Source organism: Streptomyces odontotermitis, from assembly GCF_050510915.1.
GTDB lineage: Bacteria > Actinomycetota > Actinomycetes > Streptomycetales > Streptomycetaceae > Streptomyces.
In genome coordinates this window covers 178,138-202,698 of the sequence record NZ_JBNJLS010000011.1, presented here as the reverse complement: position 1 = coordinate 202,698, position 24,561 = coordinate 178,138, and the positions used below count along the sequence as shown (strand labels likewise).

Annotated in this window: 18 protein-coding genes and 1 other RNA gene; 12 read left to right on the top strand and 7 right to left on the bottom strand. The window is 71.9% G+C overall.

What is annotated here, in order from left to right:
• Positions 1 to 19: 19 nt before the first annotated feature.
• The 5 genes from ACQB60_RS28260 to ACQB60_RS28240 all read right to left on the bottom strand — a co-directional run bounded on the left by ACQB60_RS28260 (position 20) and on the right by ACQB60_RS28240 (position 9,939).
• Positions 20 to 2,311 carry a bifunctional glycosyltransferase/CDP-glycerol:glycerophosphate glycerophosphotransferase gene (locus tag ACQB60_RS28260; RefSeq protein ID WP_496928893.1) on the bottom strand — a complete coding sequence of 764 codons (2,292 nt, stop codon included), beginning with the start codon at positions 2,309 to 2,311 and terminating at the stop codon, positions 20 to 22.
• Positions 2,312 to 2,474: 163 nt separating this feature from the next.
• Positions 2,475 to 3,356 (bottom strand): carbohydrate ABC transporter permease, encoded by an 882-nt coding sequence (locus ACQB60_RS28255; protein WP_496928892.1) that lies wholly within the window; start codon positions 3,354 to 3,356, stop codon positions 2,475 to 2,477.
• Positions 3,357 to 3,444: 88 nt separating this feature from the next.
• The gene (locus ACQB60_RS28250; protein ID WP_496928891.1) at positions 3,445 to 4,815 is read right to left on the bottom strand and encodes a carbohydrate ABC transporter permease; all 1,371 of its coding nucleotides are present in this window, start codon (positions 4,813 to 4,815) and stop codon (positions 3,445 to 3,447) included.
• Positions 4,816 to 4,822: 7 nt separating this feature from the next.
• Positions 4,823 to 6,229: an ABC transporter substrate-binding protein gene (locus tag ACQB60_RS28245; protein ID WP_496928890.1), complete on the bottom strand. Its 1,407-nt coding sequence runs from the start codon at positions 6,227 to 6,229 to the stop codon at positions 4,823 to 4,825.
• A 314-nt stretch (positions 6,230 to 6,543) separates the two neighbouring features.
• A complete protein-coding gene (locus ACQB60_RS28240; protein ID WP_496928889.1) occupies positions 6,544 to 9,939 on the bottom strand; it encodes an FHA domain-containing protein in 3,396 nt (1,131 codons plus the stop codon).
• Between the two features lie 456 nt (positions 9,940 to 10,395).
• On the opposite strand from ACQB60_RS28240, the gene ACQB60_RS28235 reads away from it, so the two are divergent.
• The 4 genes from ACQB60_RS28235 (at position 10,396) to ACQB60_RS28220 (ending at position 15,668) form a co-directional block, all read left to right on the top strand.
• Entirely contained in the window at positions 10,396 to 12,021 is a 1,626-nt protein-coding gene (locus ACQB60_RS28235) for a serine/threonine-protein kinase (RefSeq protein WP_496928888.1), read from the top strand.
• 200 nt (positions 12,022 to 12,221) lie between these two features.
• The gene (locus ACQB60_RS28230) at positions 12,222 to 13,496 is read left to right on the top strand and encodes a serine/threonine-protein kinase (RefSeq protein ID WP_496928887.1); all 1,275 of its coding nucleotides are present in this window, start codon (positions 12,222 to 12,224) and stop codon (positions 13,494 to 13,496) included.
• A gap of 59 nt (positions 13,497 to 13,555) precedes the next feature.
• Positions 13,556 to 14,662, top strand: coding sequence for a peptide chain release factor 2 (gene prfB, locus ACQB60_RS28225; RefSeq protein WP_384839026.1), 1,107 nt, complete (start codon positions 13,556 to 13,558; stop codon positions 14,660 to 14,662).
• A 319-nt stretch (positions 14,663 to 14,981) separates the two neighbouring features.
• Entirely contained in the window at positions 14,982 to 15,668 is a 687-nt protein-coding gene (locus tag ACQB60_RS28220; protein WP_496928886.1) for an LPXTG cell wall anchor domain-containing protein, read from the top strand.
• A gap of 152 nt (positions 15,669 to 15,820) precedes the next feature.
• On the opposite strand, the gene ACQB60_RS28215 is transcribed toward ACQB60_RS28220, so the two are convergent.
• A complete protein-coding gene (locus ACQB60_RS28215; RefSeq protein WP_496928885.1) occupies positions 15,821 to 16,012 on the bottom strand; it encodes a hypothetical protein in 192 nt (63 codons plus the stop codon).
• Between the two features lie 276 nt (positions 16,013 to 16,288).
• Between ACQB60_RS28215 and ftsE the strand changes: the two genes are divergently transcribed.
• The 8 genes from ftsE (at position 16,289) to dacB (ending at position 23,223) form a co-directional block, all read left to right on the top strand.
• Positions 16,289 to 16,978: a cell division ATP-binding protein FtsE gene (ftsE, locus tag ACQB60_RS28210; protein ID WP_384839035.1), complete on the top strand. Its 690-nt coding sequence runs from the start codon at positions 16,289 to 16,291 to the stop codon at positions 16,976 to 16,978.
• 44 nt (positions 16,979 to 17,022) lie between these two features.
• The gene (gene ftsX, locus ACQB60_RS28205) at positions 17,023 to 17,940 is read left to right on the top strand and encodes a permease-like cell division protein FtsX (protein ID WP_384839038.1); all 918 of its coding nucleotides are present in this window, start codon (positions 17,023 to 17,025) and stop codon (positions 17,938 to 17,940) included.
• Between the two features lie 78 nt (positions 17,941 to 18,018).
• Positions 18,019 to 19,209, top strand: coding sequence for a S41 family peptidase (locus ACQB60_RS28200; RefSeq protein WP_496928884.1), 1,191 nt, complete (start codon positions 18,019 to 18,021; stop codon positions 19,207 to 19,209).
• An 18-nt stretch (positions 19,210 to 19,227) separates the two neighbouring features.
• Complete coding sequence (gene smpB / locus ACQB60_RS28195; RefSeq protein ID WP_496928883.1) at positions 19,228 to 19,749, top strand: SsrA-binding protein SmpB; 522 nt, start codon at positions 19,228 to 19,230, stop codon at positions 19,747 to 19,749.
• Between the two features lie 106 nt (positions 19,750 to 19,855).
• Positions 19,856 to 20,226: a transfer-messenger RNA gene (gene ssrA / locus ACQB60_RS28190) on the top strand.
• 206 nt (positions 20,227 to 20,432) lie between these two features.
• Positions 20,433 to 20,705, top strand: coding sequence for a hypothetical protein (locus ACQB60_RS28185; RefSeq protein ID WP_496928882.1), 273 nt, complete (start codon positions 20,433 to 20,435; stop codon positions 20,703 to 20,705).
• Complete coding sequence (locus tag ACQB60_RS28180) at positions 20,702 to 21,487, top strand: collagen-like domain-containing protein (protein WP_496928881.1); 786 nt, start codon at positions 20,702 to 20,704, stop codon at positions 21,485 to 21,487. The genes ACQB60_RS28185 and ACQB60_RS28180 overlap by 4 nt, the downstream gene beginning before the upstream one ends.
• A gap of 140 nt (positions 21,488 to 21,627) precedes the next feature.
• Positions 21,628 to 23,223, top strand: a complete 1,596-nt coding sequence (gene dacB, locus ACQB60_RS28175) for a D-alanyl-D-alanine carboxypeptidase/D-alanyl-D-alanine endopeptidase (protein WP_496928880.1) — start codon at positions 21,628 to 21,630, stop codon at positions 23,221 to 23,223.
• Here the strand turns inward: dacB and ACQB60_RS28170 are convergent.
• Complete coding sequence (locus tag ACQB60_RS28170) at positions 23,204 to 24,511, bottom strand: MFS transporter (RefSeq protein WP_496928879.1); 1,308 nt, start codon at positions 24,509 to 24,511, stop codon at positions 23,204 to 23,206. The two genes, dacB and ACQB60_RS28170, sit on opposite strands and share 20 nt — an antisense overlap.
• Positions 24,512 to 24,561: the final 50 nt, after the last annotated feature.

Here is a 24,561-nt window from a genome sequence, read left to right as displayed (position 1 = left end):
AGCCTCTCTCGGTGGTGGTTCACGCGTTGTCGTACGGCAGCAGCCCGAAGGAGCGGGTCCGCTCGCGGGGCGCAGGGGCGGTCCCCGCCGTCGCCGGGGCGAAGTCCGGGTCGGCCGCCGCGGGCGCCGGGTGCCGTTCCGCGAGCGGCACGACCGAGGGCAGGCCCGCGGTCTCGCCGAGCACCACGTGCCGTACGACCCGCTCGGCCGCCCGCCCGTCGTCGTGGGCGCAGAACCGGGTGCGGAACGCCTGCCGCAGCTGTGCCGAGCGCGAGCCGCACCAGTGGCCGGTGGCGAAGATGTCCGTCAGCTCGTCCTCGCTGCGCGCGACGGCGCCGGGCGGGAAGGCGCGCACGTCGAAGTAGGTGCCGCGGGCGGCCTCGTAGGCGTCCCAGTCGTCGGCGTGCAGGACGATGGGGCGGTCCAGGTTGGCGTAGTCGAACATCAGCGACGAGTAGTCGGTGACCAGCGCGTCCGAGGCCAGGCAGAGCGACTCGACGCTGGGGTGGTCGGACACGTCGATGAGACGGTCCGTGAGGCCGGTGGCCGCGAGCGGCGCCTCGTAGGTGTGGTGGGCGCGGGTCAGGATCACGAAGCGCGGGCCCAGCGTGTGCAGCATCCGCTCCAGGTCGAGGGCGCGGCGCTGGGTCACGCGGTAGTCGCGGTGGGTGGGGGCGTAGAGGATCGCGACGGCTCCGGCGGGGATGCCGAGGGACTCGCGGATGCGGGCCACGTCGTGCGAAGTCGCCCGCTGGTACACGTCGTTGCGGGGGTAGCCGTACTCGAGCGTCGTGTAGCCGGAGGGGAAGACGCGCTCCCACACCAGGGACGAGTGCCGGTTGGCCGACAGGACGTAGTCCCACTTGTCGGCGTTGCGCAGGAGCGCCGCGAAGTCGGTGGAGCGGGCGGCGGCGGGGCGGTCCTGGAGGTCGAGGCCCATGTGCTTCAGGGGCGTGCCGTGCTGCGTCTGGATCAGCACCTGGCCGGGGCGCTTCACCAGCCTGCGGTCGAAGTTGACGTTGTTCACCAGGTACTTGGAGCGGGCCAGGGCCGTCCAGTACGCGGCCGTGCCGGGGCGCAGCCTGCGGGTCGCGGTGGGGACGGTGTGGTGGTGCTCGGGCGCGGCGATCCACGCGGTGCGGATGTGCGGGGCGTGCTCGCGGAACGCGGCCTCCAGGGCGCCCGGGTTGCAGCCGTAGCCGCGCCCCCAGTACGCGGAGAACACCGCGCGGTCCGCCCGCACCGGCAGGCGCAGCTGGATCCGGTAGTGCGCCTGGAGCACGGCGCCCTTGAGCGCGCGGCGGGCCGAGTCCGCGGACCGGCGAAGGCGGGACCTCAGGCGCAGGGCCGCCCACAGGGCCCGGTAGGTGCGGTGCGAGCCGAGCCGCACCAGGGCGTGCCGCAGCCGGGTGCGGGGGCGCACGCGGGCGCCGGGGACGCGGTAACGGCGGTAGTGGGAACGGGCCTTGCGCAGGAACTCGGCGCGGCTGCCGCGCGGCAGCCGGTCCCGCTTGGTGAAGATCGTCGCCAGATGGTCGACCATGCGCCGGAACAGCACGCCGCGCCAGGCCCGGGACAGCTTGGGCCGCTCGTCGAGGAAAGCGAACACCCGGTCGTACTGGTCGAAGATGTCGAAGTGCTTGCGGCTGCGGGTGCCGAGGATGTTGCCCTGGCGCCGCTGGCGGTAGTGGACGCAGACCCGGTCGAGGGTGGCGATGGAGCCGGCCGCCGTCAGGAGCGGGTAGGTCCAGGGGGTGTCCTCGTAGTAGCCGGGCGGGAAGGTGAAGCCCTGGCGCTCGATGAACTCGCGGCGGTGCGCCTTGTTCCAGGCGACCATGAGGACCTTCAACAGGCCGGGCCGGTCGGCGAGTTGGAAGGGCGCAGGGCCCTGCTCGGTGAGCTGCCCGGCGAACTGGTTGCGGACGGTCTCGCCGGACCAGTAGGTGCGCGCGTAGTCGTAGACGAGGACGTCCGGCTCGTCGGTCTCCTTGAGGCGGTCGGAGATCGCGTGCAGGGAGCCGGGGGTGAGCGAGTCGTCGCTGTCGAGGAAGATCAGGTAGTCGCCGGTGGCGTGCTCCATGCCGGCGTTGCGGGCGCGGCCGAGCCCGACGTTCTCGTCCAGGTGGACGGCCTTCACGCGCGGGTCGCGGGCGGCGAACTCGTCGATGAGCGCGCCGCTCGCATCCGGTGAGTGATCATCCACCGCGATGAGTTCGAAGTCCGTGAAGGATTGCTCCAGCACGGACTCGATGCATTCGTGCAGGTACGCCTGCACCTTGTATGCGGGGACGATGACACTGAACCGGGGCAAGGCACATCCATGGGTCGGCGCGGGCATACTGCCCGGAAACGCCTGAAGGGGTGAGTGAGTTACGCCGGTTGTGGCATACGGGGGATAGACGCAAAGAGACGGCCCGGTTAAGGGCCGTCTCCGTCACGGTACGTAAGTGCACGGGGCACAGGTCATGTTGGGATCACTTGACCGCACCCGCCATCACACCGGACACGAACTGCCGCTGGAACGCGAAGAAGACGGCCAGTGGAATCACCATCGAGATGAACGCGCCGGGTGCCAGGACGTGCACGTTGTCGCCGAAGAACCGCACCTGTTGCTGGAGCGCGACCGTGATCGGCGGGTTGTCGGCGTCGGCGAAGATCAGCGCGATCAGCATGTCGTTCCAGACCCAGAGGAACTGGAAGATGCCGAGCGAGGCGATCGCGGGCGCGCCGAGCGGCATGACGACCCGGAAGAACAACCGGAGTTCGCCCGCCCCGTCGAGGCGCGCGGCTTCCAGGAGTTCCCGCGGAATCTCCGCGAAGAAATTCCGCAGCAGGAAGATCGCGAACGGCAGGCCGAAGGCCACATGGAAGATGATCACGCCGAGCGTGGTCCCGAAGATGCCGATCTCACCGAAGATTTTCGACACCGGAAGCAGTGCCACCTGCACGGGCACCACGAGCAGTCCGACCACGCCGAGGAACCACCAGTCGCGCCCCGGGAAGTCCATCCACGCGAAGGCGTATCCGGCGAGCGAGCCGATGATGACCACGAGCAGCGTCGCGGGCACGGTGATCGTGATGCTGGACAGGATCGAGTCGGTGATCGTCTCGTCCTTGAGGAGGTTCGAGTAGTTCTCGAACGTCAGCTGCGAGGGCGTGCTGAAGACCTTCCACCAGCCGCTCTCGCTCATGTCCTCCGGCGTCCGCAGCGAGCCGAGCAGCAGCCCGATGGTCGGCACCAGCCAGAACAGGCCGACCAGGACGAGGAAGACGCGCAGCGCGGTCCCGCTCACGAAGGCGGCGATGCGCCCGCCCAGGGACTGCTCGGCCTTGACGATCTCGGTCTGTGTCGTCATCGCCGACCCTCCCGTCGCAGTCGGCGGATGTTGCTGTGCTTTCCCGGGGGACAACCCCCGGACCCCCAGCCGGGAGTCGGACGCCGCATCATCGTCGGCTCTCCCGTCGCAGTCGGCGGATGTTGAAGATCATTACGGGAATCACCAGCAGGAACAGGAGCACCGCGATCGCGCTCGACACCCCGTAGTCGTTGTCGGTGAAGGCCGAGTTGTAGAGCTGGATGGCCAGCACGTTCGCCTCGTCCTTGGAGGAGCCCGGCGGGATCACGAAGACCAGGTCGAAGATCTTCAGCACATTGATGACGAGCGTGACCAGGACGACCGCGAGCACCGGCGCGAGCAGCGGCACCGTCACACGACGGAACACCTGCCACTCGTTGGCGCCGTCCACCCGCGCCGCCTCCAGGAGTTCACGCGGCACGCTCGCGAGCCCGGCCGCGATCAGGACCATCGCGAAGCCGGCCCACATCCACACGTACGAGCCGATGATCGAGGGCGTGACGAGCGTGGGGCCGAGCCACTCGATCCCGTTGTAGGGCTCGCGGAAGTTCGAGGCGGGGAACTGGAGTTGGGCCCCGTCGGCCTCCTTGGGCAGGGCGAAGGTGCCGTCGTCCGCGGCCGTGGTGGAGGCCACCACCTTGCCGTCCTTGACCGCCTCGATCTTGATGCCGGAGTAGCCGAGCTCCGACGCGTCGACGCCGCCCCGCTTGCCGACGCCCTTGCCGCGGGTGAAGTCCTGCCAGGTGGTGCCGGTGACCGTGCCCGCCTCCGGCTTCGCCTCGGCGGCCTTCGCCGCGCTGTCCGGCATCTGGTCGGGTGCGACGCCGAGCAGCGGCAGCATGACCGGGGTCCCGGCGCGCACCGGCTGCTTGGTGATGAAGCTGCCGCCGCCCCCGGGCTTCAGCGGCGACTCGGGCCCCGGGTGGGCCTGGGGGAACGCCGAGGACTCCTTGAAGGTGTCGTGCACGCTCACCGCGACCGCGTTGGCCACGCCCCGGTCCGGGTCGGACTCGTACACGAGGCGGAAGATGATGCCTGCGGCGAGCATCGAGATCGCCATCGGCATGAAGATGATGAGCTTGAACGCGGTTCCCCAGCGCACCCGTTCGGTGAGCACGGCGAAGATCAGTCCGAGCGCCGTGGCGACGCTCGGTGCGAACACGACCCAGATCGCGTTGTTCTTGATCGCGGTCCGGATGGCGTCGTCCGTGAACATCGTCTTGTAGTTGCCGAACGCCGTGAAGTCGCCCGACTTGTCGAAGAAGCTGCGGAAGACGGAGTACCCGATCGGGTACAGGACGAGCGCGCCGAGCAGCACCAGGGCGGGCAGCAGGAACAGCGCCGCCACACTCTTGCGGGTGCCGGTCACGCTTCTGCGCGGGCGCCCTCCGCCGGCCGGAGCCGGGGAGGGCTCGGCCGGGGGCACCTGCGCGGTGCCCCCGGCGTCTGCGGTCGCCATCGCCGCGTCAGCTCTTCTTGTACGCCTTGGCGGCCGCGCTCTCGAGCGCCTGCGCGGTGCCGTTGACGTCCTTGGGGTTCTTCAGGAAGTCCTGGAGGATCTTCCACTCGCCCTTGCCCGGGGTGCCGCCGAAGGACTGCGGGGCCTGGTCGGACATGTCGAAGCGGATGTCGTCGCCGGCCGCGATGAGGGCCTTGGCGATCTTCCGCTGGACGTCGTTCGGGTACGCCGCCAGGTCGAGGTTCTTGTTCGGCGAGACGAAGCCGCCCGCCTCGGCCCAGATCTTGGCGGCGTCCGGCGAGGCCAGGAAGGTCAGCAGCGCCTGGGCGCCCTTGCTGTCCTTCAGCGCGACGGCGGCGTCACCGCCCACCACGGCGGGGGAGTCGGAGCCCACGGCGGGGAAGGGGAACACCTTCGCGTCCGTGCCGATCTTCGCCTTCGTCTCCGAGATCGGCAGCGAGACCATGTCGCCCTCGAAGACCATGCCCGCCTTGGGCTGATCGCCGCCGGTGAAGACCTGCTTCACCGAGCGGGGGAAGTCGGTCTGCAGCGCGGCGTCGGCGCCGCCCGCGACCATGCCCTTCTTGCCCCAGAGGGCGCCGAGCGTGGTGAGGGCCTTCTTCACCGACGGATCGGTCCACTTGATCTTGTGCTTGGCCAGCTGGTCGTACTTCTCGGGGCCCGCCTGAGAGAGGTAGACGTTCTCGAACCAGTCGGTGAGGGTCCACGCGTCGGAGCCCGCGACGGACACGGCCTCCACGCCCGAGTCGTAGACCGTCTGCGCGGACTTGGTGAACTCGTCCCAGGTCTTGGACTCCTTGGCGCCCGCGTTCTCGAAGACCTGGGTGTTGTACCAGATCAGCGACTTGTTGGCGGCCTTGAAGTACACGCCGTACTGCTTGCCGCCCACCGCCCCGAGGTCCTTCCACCCCTGGGAGTAGTTCTTGTCGAGCTCCGCCTGGGCCTCCGGCCCGACGGGCTTGGCCCACTTGTTCTGCACGGCCTGCTGGATGGCGCCGACCTGCGGCAGCATCGCGACGTCCGGCGGCTGCCCGCCCGCGACCTTCGACTCCAGGAAGCTGATGATCGGGTCCTGCGCGGGCACGAAGGAGACCTCGGCCCCGGTCCGCTTCTCGAACTCGTCGAGGACCTTGAGGAAGACCTTCCGCTCCGAGCCGCCCCACACGGCGGCGACGGACACCTTCTGCCCGTCCAGCTTGGGCAGTTGAACGGTGGCCCCGGTCTTGGAGCCGCTCTCCTTCCCGCCGTCGTCCTTGTCGTCGTCGCTGCCGCCGCACGCGGCGGCGCCCAGGACGAGCGATCCGGCGACCAGGACAGCGGCCGCGCCCCTGCCCGGTCGGATGCCTCGGTTCCGTCGGCCTTGCGGTGCCCTGCGTGTACGAAGAGTGCGCATCACAGCCCCGTTCCCTCCCCGGCGAGTCCCGTGCGCTCTGGTCTACGCCCGCCCATGGAGGCCCGGCAAGAGCGCCAACGGCGTCAACCAGGTGATCGTGATGGCGTTGTGACGTGGTGTCATGCCTTCTGTCGGAGGTGCTTCGCCCTGGGGGGTTGTCCTTGCTGCGGGCAGTCGTGCCGCAGGGCGGCACGGGTGGGCGCAGCACTCCGTCGCCGGGTGCGTTCCGAAACAAGGGCGCTCCCGTCGCAGCCGGGGCAACCACGACCCAGGGCGCCCCCGAAGGGGCAACTCAGAGAACCCGAAGGGGCAACTCACAGAAGGGGTGCGACCTCCGCGACGGCCACCGACCCCGCCGCCCTCTCCAACGCACTGGCGAGCAACGCCAAGTCAGTGGGCCCATTACCCAGTTCCCGCACCGGCCGCCGCGCCGGCGGATCTCCCATTCGCTCCCACTCCAGCGGAACGACGGTCGGCCGCAGCGTCGCCGTGCGCGGAATCCGCCCCGTCACCCGCCCCGCCTGGAACGGCGTGACCCGACCCTCCGCCACCCGCACGAGCTCTCCCCGCCCGGGAGCGGGGTCCTCCGGCCCGGCCGTGGGAGCGTCCAGGGCCACCCGCAGCCCCGCCCCGCGCGCGAGCTCCGTCTCGGCGGCCCGCCCGCCGGGGCCCACCGACGCGACGAGGTGCACCCCGAGCCGCTCCCCGTCCCGCGCGACCGACTCCAGGGCGCGGACCACGGACCCGGCCGCCGGGCGCCCGGGGGAGCCGAGCGCGGGGGACAGCAGCGCGTCGAAGTCGTCGACCAGGACGACGAGTCGGGGCAGCGGCGGCCCCGGCTCGGGCCGCGCCCGCCCTCCGGGACGCAGCCGCAGCGTGGCACTGGGCGGCGTCTCGATGTCGGCGCCGGAAGGGCCGGGGACGGCCGGGCCGGGCGCGGAGGAGGAGGGTACGGACGGGGTGCGTCCGGACGGTGCGGGTACGGACGGGGTGCGTCCGGACGGTGCGGGTACGGACGGGGTGTGCCCGGACGCAGGGAGCGGTCCCGCCTCCCCGGCTCCGTCCCCGCCGACCCGCTGCGCCACCATCCGCCCCGAGACCTCGCGCCGCGTGTGCCACTCGCCGAAGCCGAGCCGCCCGAGCAGTTCCGCGCGCCGCTTCAGCTCGGCGGTCAGGGACTGGGCGAACTCCCGCATCCGTACGGGGTCGTTGGCGTTCAGGTGCGTCGTGACGTGGGGCAGGTCCGTGCAGACCCGCAGGCCCTCCGCACCCCGCTCGATCCCGCCGTTGCCCCCGCTCGTGCCGCTGCCGCTGTCCCGGCCGTCGATGAGGACGAGGCCGAGCCGGTCGGGCCGCTCGGCGGCGGCGAGGGACGCGGCGACGGAGCGCAGCAGCTCCGTGCGTCCACTGCCCGTGGGCCCCTCGATCAGCAGGTGCGGCCCCTCGGTCGCGAGGTCCACGGCGACGGGCCCGCGCGGCCCGGCTCCCAGGACCGGCCAGGCCCGCCCGCCCAGCGCCTCCGGGTCGTCCGCGGCCGCCGCCCAGCGCGCCATCAGGGACGCCGGGGTGGCCCGGGCGAGCCCCAACTCGTCGAGCAGGCGCGCGGATTGGGGCAGCGGGGCGGACACGCGCGCGTGCCCCTCGCCGGGCACGCCGTCCGGGCGCAGCGGGGCGAGGGAGCGGGCGAACCGCTCGGCCCAGGCCGCCGAGACCGCGTCCAGCGCCGCGACCGTGCCGTGCCCCGCGGGGTGGCCGTCCACGGTGCGCAGCAGCCGCAGCGCCGTCGCCACGTCCCCGCTGAGCAGTGCGACGGCACCGCACGCGCGGAAGGCGGGCGTCACCGCGCACGCCGCCTCGTACGTCGAGGGGACCGGGGAGGCGGGGGAGGCGGCCGGGGTCTCGGCGAGGCACACGACGTGGATCCCGGCCCGCGCCCCGTCCCGGGCGAGCCGCACGGTGGCCTCGCGCAGCCCCGCCGAGCCCGGGTCGCCGTCCACGACGAGCACGGTGAAGGGCCCGTCGCCGGCCGGGCCCTGCCTGCCCGGGACGCCCGAGCTGCCCGCGGGCGCCCAACTCCCGCTCCCGCCCTCGGCGTTGCCCTCCATGTGGTCGTCGAGGCGGCGCAGCAGCTCGCCCGTGCGCGCCGCCGCCTGCTCCCTGTCGTACGCGAGGAGGAGGCGGCAGTCCTGGCCGTGGGCCGGGCGCAGATGCGGGAGCCAGCCGAGCCAGCCCCACTCGTCGGTGCGCTCCTGAAGGGGGCGGGCGCGGTCCGTGCTCAGCAGCACGATCTCCAGGCTGTCCGGGGAGTGCAGCGCGGCGAGCTGGGCGACGACGGCGCGGCCCAGGCCCGAGAGCCGCTCCCTGGGCCCGGCGAGGCCGAGGGCCCCGGCCTCCCGCAGGCTGACCGTGACGGGCACGGCGGGCAGCAGCGGGCCCGGTCCGCCGGACCCGGGGGCGGCCCGGTCGACCGTGCCGAGCCGGACCGCGAGGGTCTCCGGGTGGGCCGGGCCGCGCTCCCAGAGGCGGGGGCCAGGGCCGAGCGCGGTGAGCAGCAGGGCCGCCGGGTCGGGCCAGGACTCGGGGGTGCGGGCGGCGGCGGCCACGGCGGGGTCTTCGGGGGTGGTGGAGTCGTGCCGGTCGTGGGGCGGGGGGTCGCTCTCCGGTCCGTACCCCGCTTCGTACGCCGTCTCCTGCCTGGTCTCGTCCCGGGAGCCGGTGAGCCGCCGGGCCCATGCCGACAGGCCGCCGCGCTTGCGGGCTCCGCGCGGCACCGGCGTCCCGCGCACGGGGGTGCCCACGCGGGTGTGCTCGGCCTCGGGGGCGCCGCCCTGCTGGGGCACGACCGGCGGCTCGGGCGTGCGGGGCCGGACGCCCTCGGGGGTCGCCCCTCCTACGGAGGAGCCCCAGCCCGCGGAGCCGTACGCATGGTGGGTGGCCTGGGACGGAGGGCCCTGCGGAGAAGCGGGAGAAGGGGAAGCAGAAGAAGAGGCAGCAGAAGAAAGGGCAGCAGAAGAAAGGGCAGCAGAAGAAGGGGACGCGGGGGACGCGGGGATCCCGGCGGTGCGCACGCGCACGTGCCCCTCGCCGTCCGCCGCCGTCGCCAGGGCCGCCTCCGCCCCGGCGCCCGCGGCCAGGCGCAGCGCGGACTCACCGAGCCGCAGCAGGGAGCCGGGGGCGAGGCGGACCGGGCGGTCGGTGATCTCGGTGCCGTCCACCGATGTGCCGTTCGTCGAGCCGAGGTCCGTGACCGAGACCTGGCCGTCCGGGGCGAGCGTGACCGCGCAGTGCAGGCGGGAGACATCGGGGTCGTCGAGTGCCACGTCCGCCTCGGCGGAGCGGCCCACGCGGATCTGGCCGCCGTGCAGGAGGTGGACGCCGCCCGCGTCCGGGCCCGCCACCACGTGCAACTGGGCGGCCGCGCCCGCCAGTTCGGGGCCCGGCTCGGCCGGGGCGCCGAGGCTCAGCACCGCGCCGTCCAGCAGCGGGGGCTCGCCGAGGGTGCTGCGCTGGGGGTCGAGGCGTTCCTGGCCCACGTACAGAACGGCCGGGCCGTCGCCGCCCGCCGCGGTGGCCAGGCCCGAGGCGACCGCCGCGAGCGCGGTCCCGGTGGGGGCGGTGACCAGCACGTCACAGGCGTGGGGTGGCGCGAGGCGGCCCTGGGGCTCGGTCTGGCCGCTGCGCGACCCGAGGACGGTCAGCCGGATCTGCATCGCGTCAGCGGTCCCTCCTGTGCGTAGGGGGTGTCACCCCCCTGAGCCCCCGGCACGGGGACCCGCGCGACTCGCGCTGTGATTCCCCCCACCGCACACGGGCACGTCGGCCAGTAACAAGAAAGCATCCTCGCACCTGCCACTGACAACACGCCCGCCACCCACCCGTAAGTGATCTTGATTGGTCGGCTCTGCTCGGAAAAGTGCCTGCTTGGACCGGTGTGGAAAACGGCGGGGGTCACGGTGACGAAGGTCAATTCCCCGAACCGTCGGCAACCAACGGAGCCGGGCGAGCGTCTATCCGGAGAACAAGAATCCGGGCAGGGTGAAGGCCGGGCGGAATGATGACCGGCCGGTGCCCCGTTCGGCGGCACTACAGTTGGGGCGGAACACCATCCGGCGGCAGAGCCGGGACCCCCCAGACCAGACCAGCGAGATCAGCAGGGAGCGCATGACGTGCGGCCGGTAGGCAGCAAGTACCTGCTCGAGGAGCCGCTCGGACGCGGCGCCACGGGCACCGTCTGGCGAGCCCGCCAGCGCGAGACCGCGGGCGCCGAGGCGGCCGTTCCCGGCCAGCCCGGCGAGACCGTCGCGATCAAGGTCCTCAAGGAAGAGCTCGCCAACGACGCGGACGTCGTGATGCGCTTCCTGAGAGAGCGCTCCGTCCTGCTGCGGCTCACGCACCCGAACATCGTGCGCACCCGCGACCTGGTCGTCGAGGGCGATCTGCTCGCCCTCGTCATGGACCTCGTCGACGGCCCCGACCTGCACCGCTACCTCCGCGAGAACGGCCCGTTCACCCCGGTCGCCGCCGCCCTGATGACCGCGCAGATCGCCGACGCCCTGGCCGCGAGCCACGCGGACGGCGTCGTGCACCGCGACCTGAAGCCGGCCAACGTCCTGCTCAAGCAGGAGGCGGACGGCGCGGACGGCGCCGGCGGCGCGCTGTACCCGATGCTCACCGACTTCGGTATCGCCCGCCTCGCCGACTCCCCGGGCCTGACCCGCACCCACGAGTTCGTCGGCACGCCCGCCTACGTCGCGCCGGAGTCCGCCGAGGGCCGCCCGCAGACGTCCGCGGTCGACATCTACGGCGCGGGCATCCTCCTGTACGAGCTGGTCACGGGCCAGCCGCCGTTCTCCGGCGGCTCCGCGCTCGAAGTCCTGCACCAGCACCTCAGCGCCGAGCCGCGCCGCCCCTCCACCGTCCCGGACCCGCTGTGGACGGTCATCGAGCGCTGCCTCAGCAAGGACCCCGACCGGCGCCCCAGCGCCGAGAACCTCGCCCGCGGCCTGCGCGCCGTCGCCGAGGGCGTCGGGGTGCACGCGAGCGCCGCGCAGATCGCCGCGGCGGAGGGCGTGGGCGCGCTCCTCATGCCGGACCCGTCGCCCGCCCAGGTCCCGGACACCCCCGGCGCCGCCGACCCCACCCAGGTCCTGCCGAGCAACGCCTCTTCGTACGACCCGAACGCGGCGACGAGCGTCATGCAGAACACCGGCGGCCCCGGCGGCGCACCCGGCGCGGACCCGACCGCCGTGATGCCCCCGGTGCCTCCGGGCGCCCCCGGCGGTCCGGACGACCAGCACCCCTGGCAGAACCAGATGCGCGCGGCCCGCGACCGCAACGAGCAGACGCAGGTCCAGTCGTACGTGGACCCGAACCAGGACCCCCTGCGCCGCCGCCCCCAGCGCCAGGTCGCCCGCAACCAGCCGCAGCAGCAGCGTCCCCAGCAGTACGCGCAGCCGCAGCAGCGGTACGCCCCGCCGCCCCAGCAGCAGCAACAGCCGCAGCAGTACTACGCCCCGCCGCAGCAGCAGCAGCCCCCGCACCAGCCGCCGCCGGCCGCCCCGCAGCGCGAGCCCCGCCAGCGGCGCGAGCGCAGCCCGAACCGGACGAAGATCCCGGGCCTCGGCTGCCTCAAGGGCTGCCTCCTGGTGATCGTCGTGCTGTTCCTGGCCGGCTGGGCGGTGTGGGAGTTCAGCCCGCTGCAGGACTGGATCGGCACCACGAAGAGCTACTGGGGCCAGATCAAGGAGGTCTACAACACGGTGGGCGACTGGATGGGCAAGCTCGGCAACTGACGGCCGGGCGCGCTCCGCCCCGGTCTCCACCGGGCCAATTCCCGGACGACTCCGGGGATTTGTCGACACCTGCGGGGTGATTTCCCGCGCGGATGTGATGGTTGGCGCTCCGGCCGCGTATTTTTGTCGGCCGGGGGCCAAGGGAGAGGTGCCTCTCCGGGTCGGCGGAGCGTCGCCGACACACATCCGTAGGAGCAGTCTTGGCACGGAAGATCGGCAGCCGGTACACGGCCCACCAGATCCTGGGGCGGGGCAGTGCCGGCACGGTGTGGCTGGGCGAGGGCCCCGAGGGACCCGTCGCCATCAAGCTGCTGCGCGAGGACCTGGCCTCGGACCAGGAGCTCGTCGGCCGCTTCGTCCAGGAGCGCACGGCCCTGCTGAGCCTCGACCACGCGCGCGTGGTGGGCGTCCACGACCTCGTGGTGGACGGCAACGACCTGGCCCTCGTCATGGACCTCGTGCGCGGCACGGACCTGCGCACCCGCCTCGACCGCGAGCGCCGCCTCGCCCCCGAGGCCGCGGTCGCCATCGTCGCGGACGTCGCCGACGCCCTGGCCGCCGCGCACGCCGCCGGGATCGTGCACCGCGACGTGAAGCCGGAGAACGTCCTCCTGGACATGCAGGGCCCCCTCGGCCCGGGCGGCGCGCACCCCGCCCTGCTCACCGACTTCGGCGTCGCCAAGCTCATCGACTCCCCGCGCCGCACCAAGGCCACGAAGATCATCGGCACCCCGGACTACCTGGCCCCCGAGATCATCGAGGGCCTGCCCCCGCGCGCGGCCGTCGACATCTACGCCCTGGCGACGGTCCTGTACGAGCTCCTCGCGGGCTTCACGCCCTTCGGCGGCGGCCACCCCGGCGCGGTGCTCCGCCGCCACGTCACGGAGACGGTGGTCCCGCTCCCGGGCATCCCGGAAGAGCTCTGGCAGCTCCTCGTGCAGTGCCTCGCGAAGGCCCCGGCGTCCCGGCTGCGCGCCTCGGAGCTCGGCTCCCGGCTGCGCGAGCAGCTCCCGCTCCTGGCGGGCCTGCCGCCCCTGGACGTCGACGAGCCGTACGCCGACGAGCAGGGGGCGTCCGAGGGAGCCGCCGACGAGGGCTCCGAGGAGCACCCGGCCCCCGCCCCGCAGCCCGCCCCGGGCACCCCGCGCCGCGGCGCCGTCCCCCTGGTGCCCGGCTCGGCGCCCGCCGACTCGAACCGCGACACCCACACCTCGATGCGGGTACCTGGCCCGGACGAGCTCGCGGGCGGCGCCCGGGGCACCGCCCGTGTCCCGCGCGCGACGGGCGCCGCCCGGCCCGGCTCGGCCCGCCACCGCTCGGCCACGCGCCGCCGCCGCATCACGCTGGGCGCGGCCGCGGTCGTGCTGGTCGCGGCGGCCGGGGTGGGCACCTGGGCGGCGACCCAGGGCGACGACGCGGACGCGACCCCGCGGGACCAGCAGAACCCCGGGAACTCGGCCCCGCCGGCCCCGTAGCGGGCCCCGGACCGACCGCGGAGGGGAATGCCGCTTCCCCCAGCCGTTACGCTGGACCCGTGGCAGTCGTCGACGTATCCGAAGAGCTCAAGTCCCTCTCCTCGACCATGGAGTCGATCGAGGCCGTCCTGGACCTCGACAAGATGAGGGCAGACATCGCCGTGCTCGAGGAGCAGGCGGCCGCGCCGTCCCTGTGGGACGACCCGGACGAGGCACAGAAGATCACCAGCAAGCTGAGCCACCTCCAGGCGGAGGTGCGCAAGGCCGAGGCGCTGCGTGGCCGCATCGACGACCTCGGGGTGCTCTTCGAGATGGCCGAGGAGGAGGACGACCCGGACACCCGAGCCGAGGCCGAGTCCGAGCTCTCCGCCGTCAAGAAGGCGCTCGACGAGATGGAGGTGCGCACGCTCCTCTCCGGTGAGTACGACTCCCGGGAGGCCGTCGTCACCATCCGTGCGGAGGCCGGCGGCGTGGACGCCTCGGACTTCGCCGAGAAGCTCCAGCGCATGTACCTGCGCTGGGCCGAGCGGCACGGCTACAAGACGGAGCTGTACGAGACGTCGTACGCGGAAGAGGCGGGCATCAAGTCCACCACCTTCGCCGTCCAGGCCCCGTACGCCTACGGCACGCTCTCCGTCGAGCAGGGCACCCACCGCCTCGTGCGCATCTCGCCCTTCGACAACCAGGGCCGCCGCCAGACCTCCTTCGCGGGCGTCGAGATCCTCCCGGTGGTCGAGCAGACCGACCACATCGAGATCGACGAGTCCGAGCTGCGCGTCGACGTGTACCGCTCCTCGGGCCCCGGCGGACAGGGCGTGAACACGACGGACTCCGCCGTCCGTCTGACCCACCTCCCCACCGGCATCGTGGTCTCCTGCCAGAACGAGCGCTCGCAGATCCAGAACAAGGCCACCGCGATGAACGTCCTCCAGGCGAAGCTCCTCGAGCGCCGCCGCCAGGAGGAGCAGGAGAAGATGAACGCCCTCAAGGGCGACGGCGGCAACTCCTGGGGCAACCAGATGCGTTCGTACGTCCTGCACCCGTACCAGATGGTCAAGGACCTGCGGACGGAATTCGAAGTCGGTAACCCGGAGGCCGTGTTCAACGGTGAGATCGACGGCTTCCTCGAGGCCGGAATTCGCTGGCGCAAGCAGCAGGAGAAGTAAGCGCGGAAAGCGGAATCACGCGCAGCTCAGCAGCGTTTTGTCGACAAGGCAACTGTCCCCTTCCGGGCGGCAGTTGCCTTTGTTGTGTGCCCGGAGTGCCTCTTACGTCACAGTCACATCTCCGTACGCCGGTCAACCAACCGCATAACGGACATCGCGCACGCAACGACCTTGACGGTGGTCTGAAAAGTGGAAAGGCTAGCGGGCGGCATGCGTATATCTGGGGCGCGTGTGATCAGTGGGGGCCGATCGCGAGCCCCGGTGAATGCGGCCCCGGGCGCTGCCTCATTGACGATCAGCTACTGGGGGTAGCAGCCACATGACCAAGAAGACGCGGATCCGTGTCGCGCGGATAGCCGCCGGCGCGGTGATCGCCGCCGGTGCCTCGCTGTCCGCCGCCGGTGCCGCCTCGGCCCTGGACCTCGGCGTGGACCTCGGCGGCGCGGGCGTGAACGCCAGCGTGGACGAGGACGGCGTGGGTGTCGACGTGCACGGCCCGAAGGGCGACGACCCGACCGGTGACCCCACGGTGATCCCGACGGACCCGACGGACGAGCCGACGGACCCGACCGACGAGCCCACGGACCCGACGGACGAGCCGACCGACCCGACCGACGAGCCCACGGACCCGACGGACGAGCCGACCGACCCGACCGACGAGCCGACGGACCCGACGGACGAGCCCACGGACCCGACCGGCGAGCCGACCGACCCGACCGGCGAGCCCACGGGCCAGCCGACCCACGGTGGCGGTGACCACGACGGCACCAACCCCGACGGCGGCTCCAAGCCCGTCGAGCAGGGCAAGGGCAAGGACGGCCTGAGCCAGACCGGCACCAAGCCGGTCGAGCAGGTCGGCGACAAGGGCAAGGACAAGGGCGAGCTCGCCGAGACGGGTGCCGCCGAGACCACGTTCCTGGTCATCGGTGCCGCCACGATGATCGCCGGCGGCATCGGCTTCCGTATCCTGCCGCGCCTCGTCGGCAACCGCGGCGCCGCCGCCTGATCCGGGCGACGCGCGACGCCTGAAGCGTCAAGAGAAGGGCCCCGGAGCCAGTCGGCTCCGGGGCCCTTCTCGCGTACGTGTCTAGGTGTCACGGATCCGTACGCCCAGTGATGCTCGGCTTGCCGATGCTCACCCTCTGTCGTGGCGCGTGCTCACACCGTCTGGTGCGCGAGCAGCGCGAACGCCGCGATCAGCACCACGAGAAGCCCTATCAGGGCGGCCGGGCTCAGGCCGCCGAAGGGGCCCTCCTGCTGCATGCGCTCACGGTTCGCCCGGCACACGGGGCAGCGGCCTTCACTGACAGGCGCCGCGCAGTTCGCGCACACCAACCGGTCATAGGTCATGCGCCACTCCTCCTCCGCAAGGCTCACCCTGCCCAACGCTAGGGGGAACTCAACCGTTCCCCCTACCACTGTGCCAGCTTCTGTGGATTTCGGCGCGCGTCGCCCGGTCGCACAGGAGCACGCTCGCCGGATCCGGGCCGGTTCCCACCGATCCGTTCCGCTTCGAATCGGGGCCTCATCCACGACAAATCGCGCAACTCAGGACGCCGACTGCGCTCCCGTACCCGCTTCGCGTATGGTCACGCACACCTACCCCCGGCAACCCGTGGTGCATCCGTGATCCGATTCGACAACGTCTCCAAGGCTTACCCCAAGCAGACCCGGCCCGCCCTCAGGGACGTCTCCCTCGAGATCGAGAAGGGCGAGTTCGTCTTCCTGGTGGGGTCCTCCGGCTCCGGAAAGTCCACCTTCCTGCGGCTGATCCTCCGCGAGGAGCGGACCAGCCACGGCCAGGTGCACGTCCTGGGCAAGGACCTCGCGCGCCTGTCCAACTGGAAGGTGCCGCACATGCGGCGCCAGTTGGGCACCGTCTTCCAGGACTTCCGCCTGCTGCCCAACAAGACCGTCGGCGAGAACGTCGCGTTCGCGCAGGAGGTCATCGGCAAGCCCCGCGGCGAGATCCGCAAGGCCGTGCCCCAAGTGCTCGACCTGGTGGGGCTCGGCGGCAAAGAAGACCGCATGCCGGGTGAGCTCTCCGGTGGTGAGCAGCAGCGCGTCGCGATCGCCCGCGCCTTCGTGAACCGGCCCAAGCTGCTGATCGCGGACGAGCCGACCGGCAACCTCGACCCGCAGACCTCCGTCGGGATCATGAAGCTCCTCGACCGCATCAACCGGACCGGCACCACCGTCGTGATGGCCACCCACGACCAGCAGATCGTGGACCAGATGCGCAAGCGAGTCATCGAGCTGGAGAAGGGCCGTCTCGTCCGCGACCAGTCGCGCGGCGTCTACGGCTACCAGCACTGAGGACCCGCTCCGCCCCACCGCTTCTGATCCACTGAAAGGACGCCATGCGCGCCCAGTTCGTCCTGTCGGAGATCGGCGTCGGTCTCCGCCGCAATCTCACGATGACCTTCGCGGTCATCGTCTCCGTGGCCCTGTCGCTCGCCCTCTTCGGCGGCTCGCTGCTCATGAACCAGCAAGTGAGCAACATGAAGGGCTACTGGTACGACAAGGTCAACGTCTCGATCTTCCTGTGCAACAAGGCCGACGCCCAGCAGGACCCCAAGTGCGCCAAGGGCGCCGTCACGGCCGAGCAGAAGAAGCTGATCCTCAGCGACCTCAAGAAGATGCCGGTCGTCGAGAAGGTCATGTACGAGTCGGCCGACCAGGCGTACAAGCACTACAAGGAGCAGTTCGGCGACTCCCCGCTGTCCAACTCCCTGACGCCGGACCAGATGCAGGAGTCGTACCGCGTCAAGCTCAAGGACCCGGAGAAGTACAAGGTGGTCGCGACCGCCTTCTCCGGGCGTGAGGGCGTGCAGTCCGTGCAGGACCAGAAGACCTACCTGGAGAACCTCTTCGGCCTCCTCAACGGCATGAAGTGGGCGGCGACCGCGGTGATGGCGCTGATGCTGAGCGTCGCGCTGATGCTGATCGTCAACACGGTGCGCGTCTCGGCGTTCAGCCGCCGGCGCGAGACCGGCATCATGCGGCTCGTCGGCGCGTCCAGCATCTACATCCAGCTGCCGTTCATCATGGAGGCCGCCGTCGCCGGTCTCATCGGGGCCGGAGTCGCCTGCGGGATGATGATGGTCGGGCGGTACTTCATCGTCGACCACGGCCTCGCGCTCGCCGACAAGGTCAACCTGATCCAGTTCGTCGGCTGGGACGCGGTCCTGGCCAAGATGCCGCTGGTGCTCGCGATCGGGCTGCTGATGCCCGCGTTCGCCGCGTTCTTCGCGCTGCGCAAGTACCTCAAGGTGTGACGCGGGCCCCACGGGGCTTTGGGCGCCGTACGGTTCAACGAGCCGTACGGCGCCCTTCGTTGTCCTAGACTCACCGTCATGTCAGGTCTCGACCGGTACTCGCGGCCCCGACGGATCCGCCGCGGGGCGACCCTGACATTGGTCTTCGCAAGCGTCCTCGCGACCGGCGCGGCCACCGGCTCATGGAGCGAGACGGTGCCCGAGGGCCGGAAATCCGCCACTCCAGCGGCCCGTTCCGCGCCGCTGCCGCCCGCGCCGCCGTCCGCCCCCGATGATCCGGCCGACGAGGCCGCGGACGCCGCCGCCGAGGCGATGGCCGACGGCAAGTCCCCCAAGAAGGCCGCCGAGGACGCCGTCAGCCGCAGCGGGGACCGCTGGGGATCGGTCTACTCCCAGGGCGAGTACCGGGAGTTCGAGCAGGCCCTCGAGGGCGCGTACACGGGCGTGGGCCTGTGGGCCCGGCGCGCGGCCGACGGCGGCATCGAGGTCTCGCGCGTCCAGGAGGGCGGTCCCGCCGACCGCGCCGGGATCCGCGAGGGCGACCGGCTGAGCTCGGTGGACGGCGAGCGCGTCAGGGGCCGCCCCATCACGGAGGTCGTCGCCCTGCTGCGCGGCGACCACGCGGGCACCCCGGTCGAGCTCCGCCTGGAGCGCGGCACGCGCGCGTGGAGCGAGACGGTGCACCGGGCGCGCCTGTCCACGGACTCGGTGGCCGTGACCCACCTCTCCGGAGGTGCCGTCCTGATCAAGGTCGCCGCCTTCACCAAGGGCTCCGGCGCACGCGTACGGGAAGCGGTCCGCGCCGCTCCCGAGGGCGCCGGGATCCTCCTGGACCTGCGCGGCAACTCCGGGGGCCTGGTCACGGAGGCGGTCACGGCCTCCTCCGCGCTCCTCGACGGCGGCCTGGTGGCCACGTACGACGTACGGGGCGAGCAGCGGGCCCTGCACGCGGAGCCGGGCGGCGACACGGCCAGACCCGTGGTCGTGCTCGTCGACGGCGGGACGATGAGCGCGGCCGAGCTGCTCACGGGCGCCCTCCAGGACCGCGGCCGCGCGGTCGTCGTGGGTTCCAGGACCTTCGGCAAGGGCTCGGTCCAGATGCCGAGCCGCCTCCCGGACGGCTCCGTGGCCGAGCTGACCGTGGGGCACTACCGCACTCCTTCGGGGCGCGCGGTCGACGGCCGGGGCATCACGCCCGACCTGGAGGTCGAGGACGGGGCCGAGTCCCGGGCCGAGACAGTATTGACTGGCCTCGGGCCCCCCTCCTAGTGCGAAAATGGCCGCACTATGGCGAAGGAAAAGGTAAAGCGCAAGGCCGCGAAGGCCGCCGAGAAGGCACCCGCCCGCAAGATGATCGCGCAGAACAAGAAGGCGCGGCACGACTACCACATCCTGGACACGTACGAGTGCGGCCTGGTCCTCATGGGCACCGAGGTCAAGTCGCTGCGTCTGGGCCGGGCCTCCCTGGTGGACGGCTTCGTGCACATCGACCACGGCGAGGCGTGGCTGCACAACATCCACGTCCCCGAGTACGTCCAGGGCACGTGGACCAACCACTCCGCGACGCGCAAGCGCAAGCTCCTGATGCACCGCGCGGAGATCGACAAGCTGGAGTCCAAGTCCCAGGAGACGGGTCACACGATCGTGCCCCTCGCGCTGTACTTCAAGGACAGCCGGGTCAAGGTCGAGATCGCGCTCGCCAAGGGCAAGAAGGAGTACGACAAGAGGCAGACGCTGCGGGAGAAGCAGGACACCCGCGAGACGAACCGCGCGATCTCGGCGGCCCGGCGGCGTCAGGGCATCGCCTAGCCGTCAGGAATACGGTGGCATCGTCGTGCGTTGGTCACGTACGATGGAGCACGTTCCGCTGGTGACGGGACACCGGGTCGCGAGGCCCACTTTGAAAAATCAACATGGGGATGATCGGTTTCGACAGCGGATGTCGAAGCAGGGGAAGCGTGTCGAGGAAGCGGCAATGATCTCGTTAACCATATGTCGCAACCAATAATCGCCAACACCAAGCGCGATTCCTTCGCCCTCGCTGCCTAAGTAGCGACTTTGCGAAGTGTCAGCCCGGGGCTGTTCCCGACCCGGATCCTGGCATCAGCTAGGGAACTAAACTTCTAGACCCGGTCACGGGGTCTGGGAGGAAATCAAACAGTGACTGGGCCCGTCGGAGACTTGTTCGCGAGATCACCGGGGCCGAGAAAATCACAGCGAACTGCACACGGAGAAGCCCTGATTCTGCACCGTTGGACGCGGGTTCGATTCCCGCCATCTCCACTCATCCCATGTGAGGCGAAAGCCCTCTGGCCCACCGGCCGGGGGGCTTTTTCCGTGCCCGGAGTCCGGGAGGTGGACACCGTCGCGTGCTCTGTCAACTCCCGTGCACAGCACGGCTGTTGGCTGGATGGTGGGCACATCCTCCAGGCATGTGACTCGTTACCGAGAGTGAGTGCAGTCAGTACGAGGCAAGAGCAGGAGGCAGTCGCTTGGATGCCACCGTCACTCTCTTCGGCTCCCTCCTCGCCTGTTTGGGAGCTCTGGGCGCGGCCCTGGTGGCGTACCTCGGCAAGCGTGGCGAGAACGCGCTCAACGGCTACTCCAGCCTCACGGAGAAGCTCCAGAGCGAGCGGGACCGCCTGGAGCGGCAGGTCGCCGAACGCGACGCGAAACTCGCCGAGTTGAACGCCCTGCACACCCATGACCAGACAGAGATCGCCCGGCTGCTGATCGACAACCAACGGCTCGGAGGCACGCTGTGACCCGGCTTGAGCAACTCCTGGCCCCCCGCTGGCGCCTCGTGTTCCTCGTCTGTGTCCTGCTCGCGCTCTCCGGTGTCTCGGTGATCCTCTGGGCCCGTATCGACGCCGGTGACCGCCGGGCCGACCGGCTCGCGGTGGAGGCGGACCGGCGCGGCGCGGCCGTGTCCACGCTCGCGCGTGACGTGCGGACGCTGCGCGCGCAGGTCAGGGCACACGGCGACACCCCTGCCGCACCGGACCCCGCCGACGCCATCGACGACCTGCTCGCCCGGGTCCGGGTGCCCACGGCGACCCCCGGCACGCGCGGGCCCGAGGGGAAGGCGGGCGCGGGCGGCGCACGCGGGGTCAGCGGGGAGAGAGGGCCGCGAGGTGAGCAGGGCGCGCAGGGGGAGCGAGGGGGGCAGGGGAAGCCCGGGGTTCCCGGGCCGACGGGTGCGTCCGGTGTGGACGGGGCAGATGGTGTGGACGGTGCGAAAGGACTGGACGGGGCGCCGGGCCCTCAAGGGGCGGTTGGTCCACCCGGCTCGGCGGGTGCGGACGGTGCGGCAGGTCCTGTCGGTCCCGCAGGTCCCGCTGGTCCAGCGGGCGAGCCGGGTCCCAAAGGCGACGACGGGGCCCCCGGCCCCAACTGCCCCGAGGGCTACAGCCTTCAGCCTCCGCCCGGAGACCCCGACGCCCTGGTCTGCCGCCGCGACGGCGAGTCCCCCTCGGCACCTCCACCGGCGCTCGGTCTGCTGGCGGCGCTGCCGCCCCAGCGACGCCGCTCGTGGGGCCTGGCGTAGGGCGGTCTGACGTAGCGCCTTCGCGGGGCCTGTCGCGGGGCCTGTCGTGGGGCCCGTCGTGAGGGTGTCTCGGCGCCGTCGCCCGCAGTGGCCGTGGGTGCTCTTTTGCCGTGCCGCTTCTTCCGGGATGCTCCAGGGTCATGAGTAGACCCGTGAGACGCGTCAACACCCGTATGCGCCACTGGATCTGGCCCGCCGTGCTCGCCGTCGCGGCGGCCTCCCTCTCGTTCAGCGCTCCGGCCGGGGCGGACTCCGACCGCAGTGGGCTGCCCGAGGCCATCGACGCCATCCTCGGCGATCCCCGCATGGAGGGCGGGGCGGCGAGCGTGGTGGTGGCCGATGCCGCCTCCGGAGACGTGCTGTACCAGCACCTGCCCAGCGGCAGGCTGATGCCCGCGTCCAACACCAAGCTCCTCACCTCGACGGCCGCCATGGAACTCCTCGGCCCCGACCACCGGTTCACCACCGATGTGCTCACCGACGGCGAGCGGCACGGGCCGGTGCTCAAGGGGAACCTGTATCTGCGCGGCACCGGGGACCCGACGACGCTCGCCAAGGACTACGACCAACTCGCCGCGAAGATCGCCGAGTCGGGGGTCAGGAAGGTGTCGGGGCGGCTCGTCGCGGACGACACCCGCTTCGACGCCCGGCGGATCGGGGACACCTGGGGCGGCGACGACGAGTCCTCGTACTACGCGGCACAGATCTCCGCGCTGAGCGTCGCGCCCGACACCGACTACGACACCGGGACGGTCATCGTCGAGGTCGCGCCCGGTGCGAAGGCGGGGGACGCGCCGCGCGTCACCGTCACCCCGAAGACCGACTACGTGGACATCGATCTGCGGGCCACGACCGTCGCCGCGGGCGGTGACGACACCATCGCCGTCGAGCGGCAGCACGGGAAGAACGTGATCACCGTGAGCGGCACCGTCCCCGTGGGCGGGGACACCACCAAGGAGTGGGCCACCGTCTGGGAGCCGACCGGGTACGCGGCGGCCGTCTTCCGGGACGCGCTCGCCGCGCACGGGGTGCGGGTGAGTGGCCCGACGAAGGCCGGTGTCGCCACTCCGAAGGGTGCGAAGCGGCTCGCCGGGCACGACTCCATGGCGCTGAAGGACCTGCTGATCCCGTTCATGAAGCTGTCCAACAACATGCACGCGGAGAGCCTGACGAAGGCCATGGGGTACGAGGCGACCGGGCGGCCCGGGAGCTGGGACGACGGGCTCGCCGCGATCCACGGCTATCTGAAGACCACCGGCTTCGACCCGGGGCGGATCCGGCAGGTCGACGGGTCCGGGCTCTCGCGCAAGGACAACATCCCGGCGGGCCAGCTCATCACGCTGCTCCGGTCGGTCAAGTCGGCGCCCTGGTACGCGGATTGGTACCGCTCGCTGCCGGTGGCGTGCGAGCCGGACAAGTTCGTCGGCGGCACCCTGCGCTCGCGCATGTGCGGGACTCCGGCGGCGCACAACGTGCACGCGAAGACGGGGACGCTGACGGGCGCTTCGGCCCTGTCCGGGTACGTGAAGGACGCGAACGGGCGCGAGCTCGTCTTCAGCATCGTCCTCAACAACTACCTGCCGGCGTCGGTGAAGGCCCTGGAGGACGCGATCGTCGTCACGCTGGCGCAGTCCACCGAGGACAAGGCCGTACCGGCGAAGGTGCGGGCGGAGCGCCGCGCGGCCGGGGGCGAGGGCGAGCTGGAGTGCTCGTGGGTCAAGCCCGCCCGCTGCTGAGCGGGGAGTTGAGCGCGGTGATGAGCAGCGCGCAGGCGGCGGCCGCGACCGGGGCGCCGTAGGCCGCCGTGGCGCCCAGGTGCTCCACCGCGGCGCCGCCCGCCGCCGCGCCGCACGCGATGCCCCCGAGGAGGCCGGTCACGGCGAGGGTCATGCCCTCGTTGAGCTGCCCCTCGGGGGTGCGTCGCTGGACCAGCGTCATGCCGGTGACCATCGTCGGGGCCGTGCCCGTCCCGGCGAGCAGGAGGGCCGGGGCGAGCGCCACGAGGGAGCCGGTGGCGGCGGCCGCGAGCAGGGGCAGGGTCATCAGGGCCGTCATCGCGGCGAGACAGCGGGCGTGGCGGCGGGGGAGCGGGCCGCGCGGACTCAGGGCCCCGTAGCGCAGGCCCGCCGCGCAGGAACCGGCGGCCTGGAGGGCGAGGACCACGCCCGCGGCCGACTTGTGGCCGTTCTCGTCCGCGAAGGCGATCGTCACGACCTCCATCGAGCCGAAGACGGCGCCGGTGGCGAGGAACGCGGCGAGCAGCGCGGGCATCCCGCGCGCGTGGAGGGGCGACTTCACCTTCGTAGAGGCGTGTTTCGGCTGGGGCGGCGGCTCCGTGGCGCGCTGGGCGGCGAAGACCAGGACGCCGGTCAGCAGCAGCACCGCGCCCACCAGGGTGCCCGCCTGCGGGAAGAACGTGCCGCAGAGGAAGGCCGCGAGCACCGGGCCGAGCATGAAGCAGAGCTCGTCGGCGGCCTGTTCGAAGGCGTTGGCGGTGTGCACGGCGCAGGCGTCGCCCTTCAGGAGGTGCGCCCAGCGCGCCCGCGACATCCCTCCGGTGTTGGGTGTGGTGGCCGTCGCCGCGTACGCCGCGAACAGGGTCCAGTCCGGCGCCCCGTACCGCACGCAGAGCAGCAGTGCGAGCGAGCCGAGGGCGGCGAGGACGGTGGCGGGCACGGCGACGCGGGCCTGCCCGTGGCGGTCGACGAGCCGCGCCGTCATGGGCGCGACGAGCGCCGTCGCGGCGAGGCCCGTCGCGGTGACGGCGCCCGCGAGCGCGTACGAGCCGCGGGCCCCGGAGATCATGATGACGGCGCTCACGCTGAACATGCCCATGGGCAGGCGGGCGATGAGGTTGCCGATGGTGAAGGCGCGGGCTCCCGGGACGCGGAAGAGACGGGCGTACGGGCTGTCGCTCCGTCCGCGGCGGCGCTCGGGCTCCGCGCGCGGGCGGGGTGCCGCCACGAGGGTGTCGCCGACGACGGTGAACAGGGGCGTGGGGGACGGGTGTTCGGCAGGGGGCATGCGCTCAGCCTCACCGGGGCGGGCGGGCCCGGTCCAACACCTTCTGGGGG